Below are 19,415 nucleotides of genomic sequence, written 5' to 3'. Positions count from 1 at the left end.
GCGCAATTTATTGACGTCAACTATTTGTCAAAATCAAAACCCCAACCGCATTTATGTTAAAAAAACGAGTGCTCTTGTTTATAAAAATAACAATTTAGCTAAAATCGCCCTTGCAATGTCCTCCAAAACCCTATAAAAACACCATTCTGTTTAAAGAATGTATTAAACGCTATGAATATACTGGTCTGCGATGATTCCAAAATCGCACGTAAAGCAATCATTAGAGAAATCAACCTCACGGGATCAATCGAGATCTTCCAAGCCGAAGATGGGCGAGAAGCATTAGATATTATCGCTAGCCATGATATCGACCTACTCTTTCTCGATCTCACCATGCCAGTAATGGATGGTTTTGAAGTGCTCGCGTCTTTACCAGTTAATGACTACCCGACCAAAGTTGTCGTTGTATCTGGCGATATTCAAAGCTCTGCCCAGCAACGCTGTTTTGAACTCGGGGCATTGGATTTCATTGAGAAACCCTTTAAGCACCACGATTTGCATCAGCTATTTGCTAAATACAATATTCCACTGCATCACTCCACAGCGTCTAAACCATCGAAGCCAAGCCAACAGATTGACCTGATTGCTAACGTGCAAGAAATGAGTAATGTTGCGCTCGGCACAAGTGCTTCATTGATTGCGGAACAAGTCGGCCACTTCATTGAAATGCCATTGCCCAATGTGGCGTTCCTACATCAATCTGAGCTGAAAATGGCGGTGCAAGACATCGTTAATAACTCTGAGTACCGCGCGGTATCACAGAGGTTTGCTGGGAATGGTATCAACGGCGAAGCGCTTGTTTGTTTACATGGCCCTGAGCTGGATAAACTCGGCAGTTTAATGGGGGATGAAGAATCCAACTCAACCAATGAAGTGATTCTCGACATTGCTAATTTGCTGATCTCTTCTTTTCTTGTTTCATTCAGCAAGCAGCTCGATATCTCTGTTTCCTTACGCCAACCTATCGTATTGGAGAAATCTGCTCTGCAAGTCTCACTCAACTGTCATCAGTTTTTAGCCGAGCACGATAAAGATGTTTTCACGATTGAGTTCGTTTATACCGCGAAAACCCTCGATGTGGTTTGTGATGTTGTTTTCTTGATGGATAACGAGTCAACCACAGCCATTGAACAGATCTTAGCGAGCATACTATGACACCAAATGAACTGAGCGATTTTCACTGGGCAATGCAAATTATCGGCGACCTTGATGCTGGTCTGATCGTGGTCGATCACGAGTATAAGGTGTGTGCTTGGAACTCATTCATGCAGTCGTACAGTGGCATTACGGCTGACAAAATCTTAGGCAAGGTGCTGTTTGATGTTGTGCCTGATTTGCCAGAAGCTTGGCTACGCAGAAAAATTAACACCTCGTTCAAGCTCAACAGTCGTGGCTTCTCTTGTTGGGAAGATCGCCCTTACCTATTTAAGTTTAAGAACTTTAGCCCAATTTCAAACAGCTTGGCAGAGATGCGTCAGAATGTGACTTTTTCTCCCCTAACCTCGGTCAATGGAGAAGTCTCACACGTTAGCTTGATCATCAACGACGTGACGGATATTGCTAAGAACAAGATCCACTTGATTGACTCAAATGAAAAGCTCTCTAACCTGAGCCGAACCGATGGCTTAACTCAACTGTTTAACCGTCGATACTGGGAAAACTGCTTACAAAATGAATATGAGCGTTGCCAGCTATCGGGCAGCACATCAACCGTGGTTATTTTCGATATAGACCACTTTAAACGAGTCAACGACACCTACGGGCATACCGTTGGGGATCAAGTCATTCGACACACCGCTGACGAATTGCGAAAGGCCTCTCGCGCTTCCGATATCTGCGGTCGCTATGGCGGCGAAGAGTTTACCGTCATTTTGCCAGACACCTGTGCAAGCCAGGCACTGTACTTTACCGAGCGACTGCGCAAGAAGATCGAAAAGTCGGTGGTGTCTTGCGAAGGCCATAATGTGAAATACACCATGAGCCTTGGCATCTGTGAGCTTTCCCCAAACCAGACCAGCTATATGAATTGGTTAGAACACGCCGATAAAGCGCTCTACTTTTCGAAAGAAAACGGCCGCAATCGCTCGACCGTTTTCGAGTTATCTCTGATTCAATAGCCCTATTCCATCATTCCATCGCCTCTATTCTTAAAGGCGGTGGTCTTAGAGGCGATAGTCTTAGAGGCGATGGTCTTAGAAGCGACCGTGCTTTTAACTCACCACAATATCGCTCACTTCTCTACGTGGAGAAGCCGGCGTTAAATCAGCTTTACCTAAGCGAAACAGCATCTGCACCGTTTGGCTCGATTTCACACCATAGTGCTGTTTAAATTTTGCCTGCAATGGCAGCATGTCATCGTACTCTTGCAAAATCTGGCTCATCGGGTGTTGAGTAAGCCCCATTGATGCCGTAACAAGATTAATTCTTTGGTAGGTGCGACCACATTTCACTTGATCAAGTCGACTATTAGAATCGCTGATCAACAAACCAAAATGGGGAGCATTCTCCGCCGCTTTTCGTATTGCTTTTACCCCTTCTTGACCAAACGAGTAGGGATCATTTTCGGCTTTTTCTCGGCTCACGAGCAGAGTCTCTGCCAGCCAACGTTTAGGGCCTGTGACGCCATTTTGAGGAAAACCAAAACCGTCTCGGTATTGACTCATCTCTTGCTCGTTAAAGCGGAACATACTTATAGTTTCTAAGCTGCGAGCGGATTTTTGTTCTTCGACCATCATCGCTTCAGTTAAGAAATTAGCCATCGTGTCACTGTCGGCCTGTGCTTCAACAAATTGGATAGCGAAATTGGCTTGCTGGTTGACCTTTTGCACCTCGACTAACTGTTGAGTCGGCAAAATCTCTGACGAATAGGGCGTCTTTGTTGACTGACGAATGGCCAAGTATTGGAACAGAGGATCGGCTTTCACTGTGTCATCAGGTACTAGTGTTAACGCTGCGACCGGCTTTTCTTCTAGGCTTTGATTGTCATATTCACCCTGTGGGAAGTAATCTACATCAACACGAATACCAAAATGGCTTGCCGCTATCACCAATCCCTCAATGAACGTGCCTTGACCAATGTGAATTTGGCGATGGATTGGATCGGTTTGAGGAAGCAGTCGTTCAGAGTCGACATATAGAAGGATCTGATTCTGAGCAGGGAAAGCCACTTTCCAAGGCTGAATATTGTGCGGATTCGCACTGAGCATCGCATAACTTAGTAAGGTTTTCTTTATGTCATCATACGTGTGAGTCGGTCTGAGTTGTGCTGTCTTTGCCGGTTTCATCTGTTGGATAACGATTGGGCTTGCCGCAAGTACAACGCCACCAGCGCCTAATACCTTAATAAAGTTTCTTCTGTTCATAATTAGCCTCGTGCTGTAATATACATTCCATGGAATAAATATTACATTCCAAGGAATGTAAATCAAGAAAAATTTATAAATATGTTGACAGAAAAACAGCAGAAAACATTCAAATTATTGATATCATTGGGAATAATTAATCAGCTCACTAACACCTGGTTAAGTAAAGCGCTGACACCTCATGGCATCAATCAATCTCAGTTCGATTTGCTGAATCACTTCGCTCGCCATCCAGATAACGAAAGCACCATCAGTCAACTGGCCGACGTAATGCAAATGAACCAACCGGGCATTACTAAAGTAGTTAACAAACTCGTAGAAATGGGTTTGCTCGACATTCGCAAAGACAGCCAAGACGGCCGAAAAAAGTGGATTAGCATAAACGCTACGGGCTTAGAGAAAGTTCAGAATGCCTTTATGGGTTTCTTACCAACGGTTGATCTCTGTTTTGACGACTGGGACGAAACTGAGCTGGATGAAATGCTCAAACACAGTCAAAAGCTGCAAACCTGGCTCGACAATAACCGGGACGCGTAAACCGAAGTGCTATTCATTAGTGGTATAAAAGCGATACCCTTTCGTCACCATAGTGTGATAGAGTCCGCGGCTGCTTTTATTGGCCCACAAGGCTTCCAGCCAACTAAGAGGCGATATTGATGTCATTCTCTCAACTATCACTGAGCAAGACGCTGATTCAAGCGCTGCCCAACACAATCAAGACTCCAACTGCAATCCAAACGCTGGCTATCCCTGAATTAATCAGTGGCCACGATGTATTAGCATTGGCAAAGACTGGAAGCGGCAAAACGTTGGCCTACGGCTTACCGATCATCGAAGCTCTCAAGCAAAACCAAGACCATCAGGCGTTGGTTCTGGTTCCAACACGCGAATTAGCAGCGCAGGTGTGTGACGCCATTAATGCCGTAGCTAAGCCACAATCGCTGTCAGCACTTTGCCTATGTGGTGGCGTTGATAAGGAATTGCAGCAGCAAGCTTTAGCCAAGCAACCTAACATTTTGGTCGCAACCACTGGTCGCCTGATAGACCTTATCAAGCATGGTCTTTCTCTCAGTCAGGTTCACTACCTTGTGTTGGATGAAGCGGATCGCTTACTTGATATGGGTTTCTGGCCGGACGTTCAAACCATCGCAGATCAAACTTCGCCAAAACGTCAAACCGCTCTGTTCTCAGCAACATTTTCAGACACACTTAGACAACAAGCTAAACCGTTAATGTCGGCACCAAAAGAGTTGGTCGCTGATCAAGAAAACAGCACCAACAGCGATATTGCAGAAACACTGTACTTAGTGAATAAGGGCAGTAAAACCAAAGCGCTGATTACCCTTATAGAGCAACAAGCAGCAAAACAGATTTTGGTGTTTATCGGCGCGAAAGAGAACGCAGATAGCCTAACGAAAAAGCTCAATAAGGCGAAGATTACCACCGCTGCCCTGCACGGAAATAAGAGCCAAGCTGAACGAGAAGAAGCGCTTGAGCAGTTTAAATCGGGTCAATCCCAAGTATTAATTGCCACTGACTTACTGGCACGCGGTATTCATATCGATCACTTACCTGTAGTGATCAACTTTGAGCTACCGATGCACGCTGAAACCTACATCCATCGAGTTGGACGCACCGCTAGAGCTGGCGCCAATGGCATTGCGATGTCTTTAGTTTGCCATGGTGAAACGGATGCTTTGAATGCGATTCGCTCTTTAACTCAACGTGAGCTGCCGCTACAAGATCTGGAAGGTTTTCCGGTAACGGATAAGCCATCAACCGGTGAAAGTAAGCGAGCACCTAGAGACAAAAAAGCCAACCGCAGAACTCAGAACAAAAAGAGCATCAAGCAGTTTCAACGTAAGCCTAAAGCTCGCTAATCATAAAACCAACAAGCCCGCTTATTAACAGCGGGCTTTGTTTTAATTTTCGGTTTAGCCCTATTTGCGCTTTAGTCTTAAACGGTTAGGTTACGCAGCTTTGGATCGTCCGTTAGGTATTCCACAAATTCGATTTCAAAACCGGCCGGGTCAACAAAATAGACGTTCTTTCTGTAGGGCTCTTCTGCGCCATCTTTTGCGATTGGGAAACCTGCATCGACCAAGTTCTGAATAACGGTATCGACGCTATTCGTCACGAAAGCAAAATGGGCAAAGCCGACTTGATGACCCGCAAGATAGCGATTATCTCCTTCACCATGATCGCTCATCGCAATGTATTGATAATCATCGCCAAAGTGTAGCCAGTTTCTTGGCTTACCACTCCATTCACCTTGACCTTCTGCACGTACATACCAATGAGGGAAAGCCGCTTGGTAAAACTTCAACATCTCAGGAATATCTTTTACCACTAAATTTACATGCTCTAGTTGAATCATTTTTATCTCCTTTAAATGTTCCTAGACAACGAAGAGCATGCTAATACCTCAAGTTAAGTTGAGGTAAAGAGATAATTTAAAAATAATCGAAAAAAGATTAAAACCACCTTGACCTGTCTATAGCTTCACAGTTCATAATCCCCAGCAAGAAATGAGAGAACAAGTGAATCGAGCGCTGGCTTTCTCTCTATGTATAAATCAAATAGTAAAGAGAATGACATGAACTACTCACTCTACAAACCAGAACAAAAACAAGAAATTATTCAACTATATAAAAACACATTCACCAATTCTGAAGGGCCAGACGAAGGTCAGCTATTAGAAAAACTATCATCCGAATTTCTAGAATTAGCAGGCAGCTCGAACGATCTTTCAGTCATGGTGGCAACCAGTGAACAAAACCAAGTCATCGGCTCAGTTATTTTCTCGAAGCTTAACTTCCCGAACGGTGAAAATGTTTACTTACTCTCACCGATGGCCGTTGCAACTGACTATCATGGTCAAGGAATTGGCCAAGGGTTAATCCAGTTTGGCTTAAACATGCTAAAAGAAAATGGCGTTGAATCCGTAGTGACGTACGGCGACATTAACTTCTACTCGAAAGTCGGCTTTGCACCAATTAAAGAGACAATCATGCAAGCACCTTTCGCGTTATCGTACCCTGACGGTTGGATTGCCCAATCTTTGCTTGAAAGTGAGATTCAACCTATTATCGGGAAACCAACTTGCGCCGAACCGCTTAACGATTCGAATTACTGGTAAGAGAACATTATGAACGCTCCATCACTGATTGATTTAGGTTTACGTCCATTCTTTCAACAGCAACTCTCTCTTGAAGAGCTAGAGACTTGCTCACTTGGTCGAATCATCGAGCACCATAAGTCTGAGGTTGTCATTCTTGGTGACGCTGGTATTTTGCGCTACCACATCCCACCTAACTTTGACCCAATTTGTGTCGGAGACTGGCTGTTGTTCAATAACGACCGTTTAGTACGAGTTTTAGAAAGGCAGTCTTTGTTTCAACGTAAAGCAGCGGGCAGTGCCAGAGAGCGCCAGCTTATCGCGGCAAACCTTGATACTGTGTTCATCGTAAGTTCACTCAATGACGACTTTAGCTTAAACCGTATCGAACGTTACTTAGCGTTAGCCAAAGAGACCGGCGTTGAGCCTGTCATTATCTTAACCAAAGCAGATTTATGTTCAGAGGCAGAATCCATTCGCCAACAAGTTCAGCAGCTAGACTCTTTATTAAGTGTCTATTGCGTGAACAGCCTCGACAATGAAGATATTTCACTGCTGAAAGGCTACTGCCAACGAGGAAAAACCGTAGCGTTTATGGGATCGTCCGGTGTCGGCAAATCGACGCTCGTCAATGGCTTACTTGGTCAAAACGAGATGGAAACCGGTGGCATCCGAGAGCAAGACAGTAAAGGCCGACATACAACCACCTATCGTGCGATTAAGTGGTTACCAGAAGGTGGCTTGTTGATGGACACTCCGGGAATGCGAGAGCTACAGCTGAGCGATGCAAAAGAGGGAATAAAACTCACGTTCGCCGACATTGAATCGCTAGCAGAGCAGTGCCGCTTTTCTGATTGCCAACATCAAAACGAACCGGGTTGTGCGGTATTGAATGCGATTGAAACGGGGGAATTATCGACACGCAGATTGGAAAATTTCCAGAAGCTACTGCGAGAAGAGGCTCATAACAGCGCGACATTGGCACAGAAACGAGCCAAGGACAGAGCCTTTTCCAAGATGGTTAATTCGGTTCAAGATCAAGCTCGATCGGCAAAAAAATACTGAACGACACATCACAACTTCACTAAAACAAAGCCCTGGTATTCTCACCAGGGCTTTTGCATTCTTAACTCTCAACTTATTAGCCATTGATTTCTGCCATCGACTCTATGCTGATTGCATCATGACGCCAGTATTCAATGTCACACCCAATCGGTAGGCCTTGCTCGTTATACCCTACTCGTTCAATGACCATCGCAGGCGTACCGGACGTGGCACGCAATGCTTGAGCTTCTTCACCGAGTAAGCTGCTGGTTGAAATTCGATAGCGAACTTTGTGATACTTCACGTCATATTGCTCTCGATAAATATCCGTTAACGAACCGGATAAGTCATAAGCTAACAAGTTCGGAAAAACATCAGGTCTAAGATAATGAGTGACATGAACAACCGGGCGATCTTCGAGATAGCGGACACGGTCTACTCGATAGACATCAGAGAACGGAGGAAGCTCTAATAAGCGAGTGGCTTGCTTGTTGGCGATGATGCTCTTTGTCGCCACCAGCTCCGTTTTTGGCGTTCGATTCTGCGCTTTAGCCAAACTGGGGAAGCTAACCACTTGGGTTGGATCGTATTTCAGTGGCTCTGGAGAAATAAACCAACCACGGCGATCTTCTCGATAAATACTCCCTTCTGCCTCAAGTAGAGATAAGGCTTCTCTCAGAGTCACTCGAGTGGTGTCAAACGACTCAGCCAACTTACGCTCTGCAGGCAGTTTCTGTCTTGGTGAAAGCATGCCACTTTCGACCTGTTCAATAATCGAGTCTTTAATCTTTACGTACTGCACACGCTGTCCTTATCCATTGCGCCTATCGAGAGTGCGAGAAAGCTAGTTTACCTAAAGTTATTCCAACATTCCTGATGATGGTGAAGATTTCGTTCAACCGCGCTTCAAAAACACCACCTTACTCCCCGCCAGTTCTTTAATTCGACATAAATCTGCAAGCTGACTGTCACATTTCCTCCCTACCATGACCGAAATCCCCCTGTTTATCGCACAATAAAAACCAGAGGGAACACCCATCCATACTCAAAAATAACCACATTGACTATGAAAAAGCGCTCTAACTCACGGCTTTCTCTCTCACTGATTCAAACCATCAGTGCCACGTTTTTAACCATTTTCGTACTTGTTGCTGCGCTTTCTGTCTCAAGCTTCAAGGGGATGGAACGAGTAGGCGATCAGTTTGATGCCTTATCACAACAAGCCTTACCTATCGCCATGGCAAATGCCACACTAACCAAAAACGTACTCGAACAAGTCAAACTTCTTAACTATGGCATGCAAGTGACTGATCCAGAAGAGTTACTGGCTATTACCAATAAGATTGATCAGCTAGCCGAGAAACGAGAAGGGCTGATTAACCAATCATCCGGTGTCGCTTCAAACCTTTCAAAGCAGCTCAAAGACAATTTAGATCAGCTGCACCAAATCACGACCTCGATTTTATCTAAACAATCTGCCGTGATTGGTATTCAACGTAACATTGAAGACGCCGTTGGTGGTTTCCGCTATGGATTGAGCTCAATTGGACCTGAGATGAATCGCATTAGTTCTTTTCTCAGTGTCGACAATCCTGAATCTAACGATGCCGCCAACCGGTTTATTTCTTCTGCCAGCTCTATGGAGAGCACGTTTTTAGTCATGATGATGCAAACCGAGCTCGAAAAAGCGCAACTGGAATACAAAGAGATGCGTAATCGAATTGCAGGCATCGATCTCGCCTATGATGATTTTAAAGAGTGGCACCCTGAAATTACCGAGTTTGCCAGCCTGACTGCACCTTATGACATGGTTCAATCCGGTTTTGACGCCAATGGTGTGCTGCGTTTAATCCTCACTAAGTTAGAGCAAAGTGAACAACAAAAGAGTGAGTTCCAACAAGCCTCGCAACTCTCAAACCAAACCATGAGTTTGCTTGAACACATCGCCGATGCTGCTGCAGAACTGATCCATAAACGTGAGGGCGTGGTTCACGACACCATCAACAACGTCAGTGTCATGGTCGCAGTTGCCGCCAGTGTCATTTCACTGGTGATTCTCTTTACTTGGTTTGCACTTCGCACCTGGACGAATCGAGGGCTTAAAAACATCCTAGCTCGCCTTTCGGCCCTGACTGAGCACGACTTTCGTAGCCAAACTGAAGAGATTGGCCCATTAGAACTCAAAGAAGTGGCTAGAAAACTAAACCAAGTGATCGACTCTACCCACCGCTCGATTTCAACCGTGACCCAAAATTGCGAGACCTTGTATCAATCGGCTGAAATCAGTAACCATGCTGCAGAAAAAACCAACCAGAGCCTAACCATTCAGAACGAAGCATTGGAAAGCATGGTGACAACGGTAACGCAGCTTGAAGCTTCTATCCGAGAAATTGCGACTGTCACGGCCGCGTCATCAGAAGACTCACAGTTTGCCACTGAACATACTGTGAAAGGTGTCGGCGTGGTGGAGCTAAACCGTCAACGTCTAGAGTCATTAGAGAACTCACTCAATATCAATGAGGAGTCAATGCTCGAACTGGATCAGCGAGTGAAACAGATACGCGAAATGGTCGACATGATCAGCGGCATTGCAGAAAACACCAACCTATTGGCACTCAATGCCGCCATCGAAGCAGCCCGAGCCGGTGAACAAGGTCGAGGCTTTGCTGTCGTTGCCGATGAAGTGAGAAAGCTGGCAAGTGGCACTTCTCAGCAAACCACTAATATTCGAGAGATGATGAATGAGTTGATTGCAGCTGCCGATCGTTCACGCCAAGCGGTCAATGACTCTCGCCTTGAAATGAGTCACGCACTGCAATCAAGCAACGACGTCAAGTTGACGTTCTCAGACATCAATAAAGCCGTTCAACACATCCAGCAACGCGTTGAGCAAATCTCTGTTGCCACTGAAGAGCAAGATCGCGCCACAGCTAATGTGTCTCAGGCAATTGCACGCATCTCCGAGCAAGGGCAGCAAACTCGTCTGCAGCTAGAGCCGATGGTCGAACGCTCTGAATATGTGGCAGAAATAGCAGGTGAGCAGCAAGCCATGCTGCATAAATACCAGCTTTAATAACAGAAAGTGAATCGGCGCTCTCGTTAAGCGCTTTGTGATGTCAGTAGCTACAGGTACAATCGCAATACTGACAACTTGAGCGACCGATGATGCTTTTTAACAACGATATCGAAGAGATGCTGTGCTATTTAGAACGTTTCTGTAAAGAACCGCATGTAGCTGCACTCGATAATGTTTCAGACGACCAAATTAACCTACTTCTCGATTTCTTAGCACTCGCTCATAAGCTCAAGTGCGACATCTATGCGACTCGCAATCGAAACAGCTCTCACTTTATAGGCATTGGTGTGTTTGCTTTAACGCAAGCGCGAGCACCACAAGGTAACCTGTTTTTGAAGATTGAAGCGGATCAGCTCTACCTCTGTTTTGAATTAGACCATTGTAATCAAGACACAGAACTGACCCCTTTGCGAGTCATTGATGCACTCACCTACCTTGCTGATTTAGACGGCCATGCTTTACTTCCTGAGCATTATCAGCAGCAACGCAATAAGATCAGCGGCTAGGCTCTGTTTTGCAACTAACCAACTTCAAATACCGAACTCGCAAAGGTCCAGACTATCGTCATGGAGATCAAGTCTCGTTTATGGATATCAAACAGACGTTTGGTATTGGCGGGATTCGAGTCGGTAAGTGGGTTAATGCTGAAGAGAAAGACCTAGCAGCGAACTTGATATTCGATTCGTTGGCCGATCTAGCCTATATATTAGCGTTGCCACCAAAAGCAATTGGGCTCAGAGGCAGCTTAAGCTTGGCATTTGGCACTGGTGGCCGAAAAGGCGTTCAGGCCCATTATGCGCCAAACCAACGAGAGCTTGCTTTAGCTAAAAACGCAGGGGCAGGCGCACTCGCCCATGAATTTTGGCATGCCTTTGATCATTACATTGCCGAGAAAGCATTTGATATAGGCGATCGTTCAGGGCCACAGCGTTCGATCATTTTCGCCAGTGACTGTTGGCTTAAGAATCTCGACCCTTTCCCTCATCCTTTGAACGATAGCCTATTGAAGATTTTTGATGCGGCACTCCTGAGCGAAGATGGCCAAGACAAACACGATTTTGTGTCACGCAGCGTCATCGCTGATAAAGCGGTCGGTTCAAATTACTTCTCTCTACCGACCGAGATGATGGCAAGAGCGTTTGAGTCCACCATCGAATCTTGCTCGGGAATCGACAATGCCTATTTGGTCTCTGGTACAACCAAACCGAAAACCATCGGCGTTTATCCAGATTTAGAGCACCGTCAGCGTATCCATGCTGCATTGCAAGATTACTTTCGGCCGCTTGGGGAAGCGCTGAGTAGATAAGCTTAACGCATTAAAGATGTGAAAACGAAAAAGGCCGCTAATTGCTTGACGGCCTTTTTACTGAATGTGGGGAAAAGGGGCATCTACTCATTCACGCCAGAATAACGAAAGGCCTCACGCGTAAGGTGATCAATTTCAGCGTCACTCATTTCGTTATGTGCCACGGTAATCCTACCTAAATAGATTAAAGGTACCTCTACGGCCCGGCCTTCCAAATGAAATTTTATGGCTTCAGCAGTCGCGACACCGAGATCATCACTCATGCGCATAGGCGTCGCATCGAGTTCTCCTGCTCGGATTTTCTCAATCTCTTTCGCTGTACCGCCCCAGCCAGTGACATAAATAGGGTCAAGTTTGTCAGCTTCCCGCAGCGCATCAACCGCTCCCATTGTCATGGCAGTATTTGCATTGTGGATCATGGTCACTTCAGGGAAATTATCCAGAATGAGTTTCACCCCATCGGCACCACCTAATTTTTGATATTGGCCAAAATGCTCATAGACAGTTAACCAATCACCTTCCTCTTCGACGCAATCAATAAATCCTTGTGAACGCTGGGTATCTGTAATACCAGGGATCCCTCGATTCGCAGCAAACTCGATATCTTTACCCAAATGTGCAATCACGTGTCCACAGAGCACTTCTGCGCCCATGCTACTAGAGAAATCAAACCATGCATCCGGTTGAGACTCCCAGTTTTCATTCGGCGTATGAAAAGCCCATATGAACGTTTTGAAATCATTAGAAGCTGATAGTTTTTGAATATTATTGGATTGCAGATCCAACTCCGACGGTCCAAAAATGACAAAGTCGTACATTTTTTCACCACTCAGCACCTTATCCGTGTACTGCGTTTGAAGAGAGTGTTCAATTTGCTTTGATGAAAACTCGGTAACTTCATAAGAAATATTCAATGCCGACAAGCGCTTAGTCAGCGCCGTATAGTTACGAACCCAGAAATCTGAGATATCCGCACTCGGGTAGATAAGTGCAATTTGGATCGTTTGCTTAACGATGTCACTTTTGATTGATTTCGGCTCTTCACTCACAGCAGATTGAAAGTGATAGAAGATATGACTTTTCTCATCCATATCTGATTCGTGGGCTAATGCCGCTATTGGACTAAACAAAAGAACGACTAAGACACACTTATTTACTATTTTATTAACGGCAAAAACCATAAATGTTACCAATTGTTTGATTGTGTAATAACATTATTATAAATATATACACCAAAATTATAAGTTGAATTACACATTATAAATTTATGACAATTTTGATTAGGCGCTTGCTCGTCCTCTTTTGTGCAGTATCCATTAGCTCTTATAGTTACGCGATTAGCAGTAACGAAACGTTTCTTGACTACGCAAAAGCAAAAGTACAAAAAGCAGTCTCCAGTAATACGACCTGGGACGGTCCTACTAATGGGCCGCAGGCGGTTTACGAAAAAAGTATTATCTTCGTTGCATCTGATCTCAGAAATGGCGGCGTATATGGTGTGGGTAAAGGAATGTCTGAGGCTAACTCGCACCTTGATTGGCACTTGAGGTTTCTCGACGGCGTTGGTTCAGAAATCCGACAAGGCGCTGCGATTCGAAAAGCGATCGGTTTTGAGCCTGATGCAATCGTTCTTGGTGGCATTGATGCTGTAAGGCATAGGGATGTCCTAAAATTGGCTCAAAACCTTGGGATCATCGTTATCGGATGGCATGCAACGGAGTTAGCGGGTGGTAATGATGACATAGGCCTATATATGAACATCACCACCGATCCCTTAGATGTCGCAGAAATTGCCGCCTTGCTTGCTATCGCAAATTCAGAAGGCAAAGCGAACACACTTATTTTCACCGATTCAAACTACAAAATTGCCACCATCAAATCAGATACCATGGCGAACACTATTAGGCGTTGCGAAGATTGCGAACTATTGGAAGTTAACGATCTGCCATTGGGTAAGATTTCAGAGTTAATGCCTAAAACTATGGAAAGTCTTTGGAATAAATACGATAGAAAAATCACCCATATATTAGCCATAAACGACCTATACATTGATTATGCTATCCCTTCTTTAGAGTCAAACCGCAAACAACGCAATCACGTCCCAAGCAACATATCAGCCGGTGATGGAAGTAAGGCGGCATACAAGCGAATTAACAACGATGATTTTCAACTAGCCACCGTTCCTGAACCTTTGTATTTGCAAGGTTGGCAAATCATTGACGAACTTAACCGAGCCTTTAACGGTTTAGAACCTAGTGGCTATTCTGCTCCAGTTCATTTGGTAACACCGGATAACGTCGACGAACTTGTCAGCCAGCAAGCAAGTGGCATTTATGACCCACAAAACGGTTATCGCGAAGCTTATTTAAAGATTTGGAAGCCGAAATGATTATAAAAAACATCAATATCACGCAGCGCCTCATCATTTCTAGCTTGGTTTCGTTACTTATCGTAAGTGTCGCGGTGTTGATAGTAATCCGCTCACTCTATTACGTTGAATCTACTTTAAAAACAGAAACCAGTACCCATGTATCTGAGCTGATCGTTAATTCAGAAATCAGTCGCCACGTGTTTGACCTAACGTCAAAAGTCAAACTACTCGAACAGACGTTTCTGTTCAGTGAAAGTACCTTGTCAGCTCAAGCATTCAATATCGATCTACAACTTCAAAAACTTAGAGACCTCTCAACCAATAAAACATTGTCTAACAAGATTGATGCATTCATCGATAACTTCCATCGATTTCTAGGAAGTTCACTCGCTCTAAACCGAATTTTAAAGCAAACTCACAAAATTGATACTCGACTCGCTCTTCAAATTAATGAGTTAGAATTTGTTATTGCTGACAGCAAAATAGCTCAACTTAATAGCCTTGGTATCCAGCATTACAATAACGAGATCGATTTAGTCAATATGCTACGAGAAGCCTTCCTCACCACAGGTAAAATGATTGGCGATATCCACAGCCGCATCACGCCTGAGACTGAAAAGGTATTGCTAATTGAAGTTGAAAAAGAGCTAGACATACTACTTCTTCACCTTGAAAACGTGGACATACACACGCCTGAGGTCGTTGCTCAAAAGAAAAAAATCCAGAAAACCGTTAAGCGCTATAATGCCGCTCTACGTCGAATCCGCGCTAACCTTGAACAACGCTGGATTGTAATGGAAGCATTAGTTGGTGCTCAAAACGACTTACTGCGCATGGTAGAAGGGACAGAAACACGCGTACAAACGCAAGCGGTCGAACTAACGCAGCAGCTAGAGAAAGAAATTGGTCAATCTCGATTCAATGCCATCGTGATTAGTCTATTTGCGATACTGCTTTCTGTATTGTTGATTAATCGAGTGGTTAGCCTCCACATCAGAAAGCCACTCGATGATCTAAAAGACGGTTTTGATCGACTCGTTTCCAGCGGTACTAAAAAGCCGATCGACTTAGGGCGTACCGATGAATGGAGCCTGATCGAGAACGCTTATAACAATATGTCATCACGACTGTCAGAGGCGTATCTAGAACTCCATGAAGAGAAAAAGAACTTCGACTTTCTTGCTCACCACGATCCATTGACATTACTTGCGAACCGATTGTTAGCAACCAAAAAGCTTGATGAACAGATTGCCTTTTCACATGCAAACAACAGCCCTTTCCTTCTCCTTTACCTAGATATTGATGAGTTTAAGACGATTAACGACTCGCTCGGTCACGCCTCTGGAGATAACTTATTGGTGAGTATTTCTGAGATTCTTACCAAGCTTATCGGCGATTTGGGATTCGTTGCGCGTATGGGTGGGGATGAATTCATGATAGTCCTCGCTGATATGAATTCTGAACAGGGTGAACAGATTGCCGATAAAATTAATAAGGCATTAAGAATGCCGTATTATATTGAAGATAGAACGATTTTTGTCTCTGCTAGTATCGGGATCTGTCAGTTTCCTATTCATGGAGAGGATGGAGAAACATTGGTGAGAAACGCGGATACTGCCATGTATCATGCGAAGAAAAACGGTAGAGACCAATATCGTATCTATGCCAATCAAATGACACATGAAGTCACTGACCTCATCGAAATTAACATGGGATTACACAACGCCATCAAGAACGATGAATTAGTTGTTCACTTCCAACCCAAAGTGAACTTGGAAAGCCAGCGTATCGTAGGGGCAGAGGCACTCGTCCGATGGCAACACCCGACGCTTGGCTTATTGCCTCCTTTCGACTTCTTAGAAGTCGCAGAAAAAACCGATCTCATTATCGAAATCGACAAATGGGTGTTTCGAAAGGTCGCTACGCTAATTACTGAATGGAAACGCGCCGGTACGAATATCGACAATTTAATCATCTCCGTCAATTTCTCCGCACGAATGTTTTATAAAACAGACCTTGCTGAGCAGTTACAAGTGATTCTTGACGAGACGGAGTGTCATCCTGAACAGCTCCTGCTAGAAATAACCGAACGAGATATGATGCGTGACTTTGAAACCTGTTCTCGGACTATCGAAAAGCTGCATGCGAAAGGTTATCGAATTGCCATTGATGACTTTGGAACAGGGTATTCCTCCCTTGCTATGCTCAAAAATCTCTCTGCAGACTGCATCAAACTTGATCGTACATTTATCCGAGAAGTGAATACATCCAAATTGGATTACGAAATCACCAGTGCCATCCTCAAACTAGCAGAGGTGCTTGATCTTTCAGTCATTGCCGAAGGTGTAGAGACCGAATCACACGTAGAGACGTTACGCCAAATTGGCTGTTCTTGTGCTCAGGGCTATTACTTCGCTCGCCCTCTCCCGGTTTCTGAATGGCTGGAATTCATCTCCGAAGTTGGTTCAAACACCCAACGCCAAATTACATATTAACCAGAGGCTCTATTCTACTATGATCAATGCATTTTCTTACTGGGAAGAGACCTAAACAGACTTGCGGACTTAGCAGATAGAAAGACATACCAGTAGATGATTTTCATTACTGTAGATACGAAAAAGGCCGCTAACTTCTTAGCGGCCTTGTTGCTGAATGTGGCGGAGTTCGGGGACGCCTAGTTCGGGGTTGCGCTCAACTGGGGATTAAATAAATCCCTATCAAAATGTTCTCGGCTAGAAACGAGAAAACCCCAGTCTTTCGACTGGGGTTTTGAATGTGGCGGAGAGATAGGGATTTGAACCCTAGATACGCTATTAACGTATGCCGGTTTTCAAGACCGGTGCTTTCAACCACTCAGCCATCTCTCCGTTGCGGGACGTATATTAGGTACAAGCCCCTGCCTTGTAAAGCATTAATTCGCGACCTATGGTTTAAGTGCTGAGAAACTAAACAGTTAGTCGACATGCAGAGCGCTAGTTTGAGCCATTGTGACCCAAATTTATAAGCTAAAGACTCTATTGATAGTTTTTCAATAAAATAGTGTTTTATTAATAAGTTATTGAAAAATTAAGCCAAATACACTTTCACCAAACACTTGTACGCTCGAAAGTAATTGCACAATAGTGTGAAGTGCTTCAAAATTAAGAAACTAACCGAGCAACATGGTCAACATCAGAGGTTTTTATGAAAGTCGCTGACTTATTTAAACATCGTGGTTTAACAAATTCTAAACAGCACTCAGAGTTTATGCACTGGGTAACGCCGCATGTGCGTGAGTACTGGGGAGAGATTGTCAATAAGGCTCATAACCGCCACCTGTTTACTCGTCTGCGCGATTTCCAAACACCTGCTGTAAACGATGAAATCAAGCCTGCTCCGGTACAACCACAGCAACCAGTGAAGCCAAAACCGCTAGAAATGAAGCCAGAGGCAGAAGCCCTCTACTTAGAGCTTCAAGAAAAGCTCGGTGAAGTGATACATACTGGTGAATGGTTAGATGTTTCTCAAGAACGCATTAACCAGTTTGGCCAAGTTACTGAAGATATGCAGTGGATCCATACCGATCCAGAACGTGCAGAGGCAGAGTCTCCGTTCAAAACAACCATTGCGCACGGCTTTTTAACACTTGCTTTATTGCCAAAGCTTACTGACAGTGTTGACCCTGATAACAACCTTTTCCCTACAGCAAAAATGGTAGTGAATATAGGTCTCAACCAAGTTCGTTTCCCTTACCCGGTAAAAGCAGATAACCGCGTTCGCGCTGTCAGCACTTTGTCTAAGGTGACTCCAATCCGTAAGGGTTTAGAAATTGAACGTGAAATCAAAGTTGAAATTGATGGCGTTCGCCGCCCTGGTGCTGTTGTTACTTCCGTTATTCAACTGCACTTCTAAGCAATAGATTGTTAAAAAAACGCCCGATGTTCTCATCGGGCGTTTTTTTATGAAGTCATTTAAGACGATTTATCCATTGGAGATTGGGAAAAGTCTAAGGGACTTGTTGTCGATGATTCATTCACATCAACCGCGATTTTTTCGCTCTCATCTAACGGAGTCGAGTCGTCCGAGGCCACACTTTGATCTTGTGTCGTTGACTTAGGCACCTCGTTATCCGGAATTGGAATACCACGCTTATACAATCGGTTTAACGCTTTGATAATAGAGTGCTTACTGACTTTGTTCTCACGGATTTTTTTAATCATAGGCTTAGACAGCCCCTGTAAGCCAACGACCGTATCTACACCTATTTTTAAGGCAACTTGGTCACGCAGTGTTCGCGCTGGCTCATAACCCAGTTGAGCGGCCAGAAACAGCCAGATATAGCTAATAGAGTTACCGTTTGGTTTATGATCTATCCAAACCTCACCCACTTTATACATTGCTTCCAAGTAACCTTTTTCTGCTGCTCGCTCCAACCAATAAACACCTGTCGTAAAGCTACTTGCCACACCCACCCCATGGATATAGTTAAGACCAAGCTTCATACGTCCGTCATTGCTTTTTAGCTCAGTTGCTTTGCGGTAATAAGCAGTCGACATTTGAGGGTCATTGTTTTGCTCTGGAGACCACCAATCGCCTAAGAAGATCAACGACTCTACATGATTCTTATTTGCCGCTGCTTCTAAAACGGTAATACCCTTAGGCTCATTGATTTCTGTTCCTCGACCATGGACAAGCGCCTGACCCATCTCATATTGATGAGCAAGGCTCCCTTCATTGGCGTGAATACAGGTTTGCCAAAACTTAGCTTGCTCTTTTAATATCACATCTTGTTTCATTTTGTTGCTGATGCGAACAATGCCATACATACCATTGACACTATCGAGTTTGGCCGCTTTGGTGTACCAATAGAGCGCTTCTTTAGGATTACTTCTTTCGGCTTCTTTCGCGAGATAGAGAATCGTAGGTATGTGACCACCTTCAGCCTTCATGACCCGCTCTTCTTTTTCTTGACGGCGATTTCGCTCCACCGCTTTTCGATAGGCGATTTCTTTCTGTTTGCGTTCTTGATCGAGTCGCTTTTTCCTTACAGATAAAGCAAGCATCCACATGAACATGCCGAGCAAGAGTAACCCTGTGACTCCAATGGCAATACCAATTACGTTCATTCTATCTCTTATCGTTGTTCTATTTTCTCCGAA

Annotated in this window: 17 protein-coding genes and 1 tRNA gene; 12 read left to right on the top strand and 6 right to left on the bottom strand. The window is 44.4% G+C overall.

The window, feature by feature from the left end; genetic code table 11:
- The first annotated feature begins 171 nt into the window (after positions 1-171).
- Both EJ063_RS04680 and EJ063_RS04675 read left to right on the top strand, forming a co-directional pair.
- Entirely contained in the window at positions 172-1,155 is a 984-nt protein-coding gene (locus tag EJ063_RS04680; protein WP_126572834.1) for a response regulator, read from the top strand.
- Complete coding sequence (locus EJ063_RS04675) at positions 1,152-2,117, top strand: GGDEF domain-containing protein (RefSeq protein WP_126572833.1); 966 nt, start codon at positions 1,152-1,154, stop codon at positions 2,115-2,117. The genes EJ063_RS04680 and EJ063_RS04675 overlap by 4 nt, the downstream gene beginning before the upstream one ends.
- A gap of 93 nt (positions 2,118-2,210) precedes the next feature.
- Here the strand turns inward: EJ063_RS04675 and EJ063_RS04670 are convergent, their stop codons facing one another.
- Positions 2,211-3,362 carry an Acg family FMN-binding oxidoreductase gene (locus tag EJ063_RS04670; protein ID WP_126572832.1) on the bottom strand — a complete coding sequence of 384 codons (1,152 nt, stop codon included), beginning with the start codon at positions 3,360-3,362 and terminating at the stop codon, positions 2,211-2,213.
- A gap of 126 nt (positions 3,363-3,488) precedes the next feature.
- On the opposite strand from EJ063_RS04670, the gene EJ063_RS04665 reads away from it, so the two are divergent.
- On the top strand, positions 3,489-3,899 hold the full coding sequence (locus EJ063_RS04665; protein WP_244225135.1) for a MarR family winged helix-turn-helix transcriptional regulator: 411 nt from the start codon (positions 3,489-3,491) through the stop codon (positions 3,897-3,899).
- Between the two features lie 119 nt (positions 3,900-4,018).
- Positions 4,019-5,242, top strand: a complete 1,224-nt coding sequence (locus tag EJ063_RS04660; RefSeq protein ID WP_126572830.1) for a DEAD/DEAH box helicase — start codon at positions 4,019-4,021, stop codon at positions 5,240-5,242.
- Positions 5,243-5,319: 77 nt separating this feature from the next.
- Here the strand turns inward: EJ063_RS04660 and EJ063_RS04655 are convergent, their stop codons facing one another.
- Entirely contained in the window at positions 5,320-5,739 is a 420-nt protein-coding gene (locus EJ063_RS04655; protein WP_126572829.1) for a VOC family protein, read from the bottom strand.
- A 219-nt stretch (positions 5,740-5,958) separates the two neighbouring features.
- Between EJ063_RS04655 and EJ063_RS21130 the strand changes: the two genes are divergently transcribed.
- Both EJ063_RS21130 and rsgA read left to right on the top strand, forming a co-directional pair.
- Positions 5,959-6,501 carry a GNAT family N-acetyltransferase gene (locus EJ063_RS21130; RefSeq protein WP_126572828.1) on the top strand — a complete coding sequence of 181 codons (543 nt, stop codon included), beginning with the start codon at positions 5,959-5,961 and terminating at the stop codon, positions 6,499-6,501.
- A gap of 9 nt (positions 6,502-6,510) precedes the next feature.
- Positions 6,511-7,545: a ribosome small subunit-dependent GTPase A gene (gene rsgA, locus EJ063_RS04645; protein WP_126572827.1), complete on the top strand. Its 1,035-nt coding sequence runs from the start codon at positions 6,511-6,513 to the stop codon at positions 7,543-7,545.
- Positions 7,546-7,621: 76 nt separating this feature from the next.
- Here rsgA and phnR read toward each other — a convergent pair whose 3' ends face one another.
- A complete protein-coding gene (gene phnR / locus EJ063_RS04640; RefSeq protein WP_126572826.1) occupies positions 7,622-8,326 on the bottom strand; it encodes a phosphonate utilization transcriptional regulator PhnR in 705 nt (234 codons plus the stop codon).
- 264 nt (positions 8,327-8,590) lie between these two features.
- Here phnR and EJ063_RS04635 point away from each other — a divergent pair, with 264 nt between their 5' ends.
- From EJ063_RS04635 to EJ063_RS04625, 3 genes are all read left to right on the top strand, one after another.
- The gene (locus EJ063_RS04635; protein ID WP_126572825.1) at positions 8,591-10,597 is read left to right on the top strand and encodes a methyl-accepting chemotaxis protein; all 2,007 of its coding nucleotides are present in this window, start codon (positions 8,591-8,593) and stop codon (positions 10,595-10,597) included.
- A 92-nt stretch (positions 10,598-10,689) separates the two neighbouring features.
- On the top strand, positions 10,690-11,106 hold the full coding sequence (locus EJ063_RS04630) for a hypothetical protein (RefSeq protein WP_126573115.1): 417 nt from the start codon (positions 10,690-10,692) through the stop codon (positions 11,104-11,106).
- An 8-nt stretch (positions 11,107-11,114) separates the two neighbouring features.
- Positions 11,115-11,906, top strand: coding sequence for a CLCA_X family protein (locus EJ063_RS04625; protein ID WP_126572824.1), 792 nt, complete (start codon positions 11,115-11,117; stop codon positions 11,904-11,906).
- 83 nt (positions 11,907-11,989) lie between these two features.
- Here EJ063_RS04625 and EJ063_RS04620 read toward each other — a convergent pair whose 3' ends face one another.
- A complete protein-coding gene (locus tag EJ063_RS04620) occupies positions 11,990-12,997 on the bottom strand; it encodes a substrate-binding domain-containing protein (protein ID WP_244225134.1) in 1,008 nt (335 codons plus the stop codon).
- Between the two features lie 176 nt (positions 12,998-13,173).
- On the opposite strand from EJ063_RS04620, the gene EJ063_RS04615 reads away from it, so the two are divergent.
- The gene (locus EJ063_RS04615) at positions 13,174-14,295 is read left to right on the top strand and encodes a substrate-binding domain-containing protein (protein ID WP_126572822.1); all 1,122 of its coding nucleotides are present in this window, start codon (positions 13,174-13,176) and stop codon (positions 14,293-14,295) included.
- Positions 14,292-16,772 carry a putative bifunctional diguanylate cyclase/phosphodiesterase gene (locus EJ063_RS04610; RefSeq protein WP_126572821.1) on the top strand — a complete coding sequence of 827 codons (2,481 nt, stop codon included), beginning with the start codon at positions 14,292-14,294 and terminating at the stop codon, positions 16,770-16,772. The genes EJ063_RS04615 and EJ063_RS04610 overlap by 4 nt, the downstream gene beginning before the upstream one ends.
- 281 nt (positions 16,773-17,053) lie before the next feature.
- Here EJ063_RS04610 and EJ063_RS04605 read toward each other — a convergent pair.
- Positions 17,054-17,144, bottom strand: a tRNA-Ser gene (locus EJ063_RS04605).
- A gap of 316 nt (positions 17,145-17,460) precedes the next feature.
- Between EJ063_RS04605 and EJ063_RS04600 the strand changes: the two genes are divergently transcribed.
- Entirely contained in the window at positions 17,461-18,168 is a 708-nt protein-coding gene (locus EJ063_RS04600; protein WP_126572820.1) for a MaoC family dehydratase, read from the top strand.
- Between the two features lie 59 nt (positions 18,169-18,227).
- Here the strand turns inward: EJ063_RS04600 and EJ063_RS04595 are convergent, their stop codons facing one another.
- Positions 18,228-19,382 carry an SEL1-like repeat protein gene (locus tag EJ063_RS04595; RefSeq protein ID WP_126572819.1) on the bottom strand — a complete coding sequence of 385 codons (1,155 nt, stop codon included), beginning with the start codon at positions 19,380-19,382 and terminating at the stop codon, positions 18,228-18,230.
- Positions 19,383-19,415: the final 33 nt, after the last annotated feature.

It is taken from the genome of Vibrio aquaticus, from assembly GCF_003970385.1.
GTDB classification, from domain to species: Bacteria; Pseudomonadota; Gammaproteobacteria; order Enterobacterales; family Vibrionaceae; genus Vibrio; species Vibrio aquaticus.
Note: the sequence above shows the minus strand (reverse complement) of the source record. Positions and strands in the feature narration are given on the sequence as shown.